The organism is Streptomyces sp. NRRL F-5755, from assembly GCF_001279365.1.
In the GTDB taxonomy this organism is placed as follows: domain Bacteria; phylum Actinomycetota; class Actinomycetes; order Streptomycetales; family Streptomycetaceae; genus Streptomyces; species Streptomyces rimosus.
This window is the reverse complement of the sequence record NZ_LGCW01000134.1, coordinates 1-2,382: the sequence shown is the minus strand read 5'-3', so window position 1 is coordinate 2,382 and position 2,382 is coordinate 1. Positions and strand designations below refer to the sequence as shown.

The 2,382-nt window shown below is 68.9% G+C and carries 2 protein-coding genes; one reads left to right on the top strand and one right to left on the bottom strand.

From position 1 onward, the window contains the following. Positions 1–98: 98 nt before the first annotated feature. Entirely contained in the window at positions 99–866 is a 768-nt protein-coding gene (locus tag ADK86_RS14920) for a TetR/AcrR family transcriptional regulator C-terminal domain-containing protein (RefSeq protein ID WP_053697038.1), read from the bottom strand. A gap of 202 nt (positions 867–1,068) precedes the next feature. On the opposite strand from ADK86_RS14920, the gene ADK86_RS14915 reads away from it, so the two are divergent. Further along, positions 1,069–2,373, top strand: a complete 1,305-nt coding sequence (locus ADK86_RS14915; protein WP_053697037.1) for an FAD-dependent monooxygenase — start codon at positions 1,069–1,071, stop codon at positions 2,371–2,373. Positions 2,374–2,382 lie beyond the last annotated feature (9 nt).

The following is a 2,382-nucleotide window of genomic DNA, read 5'->3' as shown; positions in this document are numbered from 1 at the left end:
GCGTAGGGGGGTGGGGCGGTGCTTGCGCTTGTTGAAGGTGTGGTGTTGCTGCCCTTTCTTTGGTGCGGCGTTGTGCCGGCGAGCTGCTCGGTGTCGTCTCAGGGGGTGTCGGACGCCGATCCGGGCTCGGCCTCGGTGCGCTGCGCCGCCCGACGGGTCATAAAGCTCTCCAGGCCGTCGAAGATCCGCTCCAGGCCGAATTCGAGTGCCTGGTCGTGGGAGTCGTCGGCCGCGGCTGACGCGACGGCGGCGGTGAGCGCGGGGTAGCGGTCGGAGCGGCCGGCGAGGAGTTCGTTCAGCGCCGCGCTCATGACCTGCTCGGGGCTCTTTGCCCGCGTACTGCCCACGCCCATGGACGCGGCAACCTGGGCGAGGGTGCGGATGTGGCCGTTGACCACGACCACGGCGTCCAGTTTCTCGGCTCCGTTCAGGCCGGTGTCGGCGAGGGCGGCGAGGGCACTCTCCACCCAGCCGAGCTCGTTGGGGCCCATGACGCGGGGGCCCACCATCGCCGGCAGCAGCCAGGGATGGCGGTGGAGGACGGCGGACAGGTCGTCGGCCCATTCGCGCAGCGCGGGCCGCCAGCCCGAGTCGGTGTGCAGGGCGGGTGGCTCGCCCATCGCGGTGTCGATCATGAGGGCGACCAGCTCGGTCTTGCCCGGCACGTAGCGGTAGAGGGACATCTTGGTGAAGTTCAGTTCGCCCGCGATCCGCTGCATGGAGACGGCCGCGAGCCCGCCGGCGTCGGCGAGTGCGATCGCCGTCCGTGTGATCCGGTCCAGGCTCAGCGCGGGTTTGGGGCCGCGGCTCGGCCGTCCGCGACCGCCCCACAGCAACTCGATGCTCCCCGCCTGCTCCGCGAACACATCGGCCGCCACCTCCGGGACCTGCCCGGACCGCCCACTGCTCTCCTCGCCGTCCCGGCCCTTCCGGCTCTTCTGAATCTTCTTGCCAGTCCTGTCTTCGCCCACCTCCGCATCCTAAAACTGTGTCCGGGGTATACAAAACAGTGTCCGGCGGATACAGTTTTTTTATGTCGCAGTGGCGACTCAACGTGGGGAGCGTGTGATGGCGTACGAAACGACGTGCACGGCCGGCGGACCGGCCGTGCTGATCTCGGGGGCAAGCGTCGCCGGCCCGGCCGTGGCGTACTGGCTCAGGCACTACGGGTACCGCCCAACCGTGGTCGAGGTGGCCCCGGCGCTGCGCGGCGGTGGATTCGCGGTCGACTTCCGCGGCAGCGCGAGCCTGACGGTGCTGAAGCGGATGGGAGTGCTGGACGAGATCCGGCGGCATCGCACCGACGGCAGCCCGATGAGCTTCATCGACGAGTGCGAACGCGAAATCGCCGCGCTACCCCCGGAGTTCGCCGGAGGAGAAGTGGAGCTCCTCCGCTCCGACCTCTCTCGCATCCTTTACGAGCACAGCTTGTACGGCCACGGCCGCGCTGACGGGCCGGAGGGCCGCGGTACCGAACCGCTCCCGGATAAGGGAGGCGAAGCGGGCACACCCCTTGTCGAATACGTCTTCGGCGACTCCATAGCTTCCCTGACCGAGATGGCGGACGGTGTGCACGTCACCTTCGAACGGGGAGCCCCACGCACATTCGATCTTGTGATCGGCGCGGACGGCCTGCACTCCACCGTAAGGCGGCTGGCCTTCGGCCCGGAGGAAAAATTCGTCAGCCACCTCGGCTACTACATAGCGGGCTGGGACCTAACGGCCGAGGGCAGGGATTTCGAATCCCGGCCCGTGGGCTACAACGAGCCCGGCCGCTTCATCGGCGCGGGCCGTACGGCCAGACGGGCGGACGAGCCGGGATATGCGGGCGAGGTGTTCTGCGTCTTCGCCTCGGACGAGCTGACCTACGACCGACGGGACACGGAAACACAGAAGAAGCTGACAGCTCAGGCGTACGAGGGAGGCGGCTGGCGGACGGAGGAACTGGCGCAAACGGTATGGGCCGCTGACGGGCTCTACTTCGACTCCATCAGCCGGGTGGATGTTCCGCGCTGGTCCACGGGCCGAATAGCCCTGCTCGGCGATGCGGCGTACGGCGCCACCGTCGGAGGCATGGGCACCGGGTCGGCTGTCGTGGGTGCGTACGTCCTCGCGGGCGAACTGGCGGCGGCCGGCGGTGACCACGGCCAGGCGTTCGCGCGCTACGAGGAACTGCTGCGGCCTTTTGTCACGCAGTGCCAGGAGGGCGGCCGCCGCGCCGGCGAATTCCTGGCTCCGACCACCCAGGAGGCCATCGACGCTCGCAACGCCCTGCTGAACAACCCGCAGGCCGTGGCCGCGATGCTCCAAGAGGGCGAGGAGATATCCGCAGCCGTTGAGCTGCGCACATATGGGGCCGACGATCGGGGGTGAGGGGGAGGG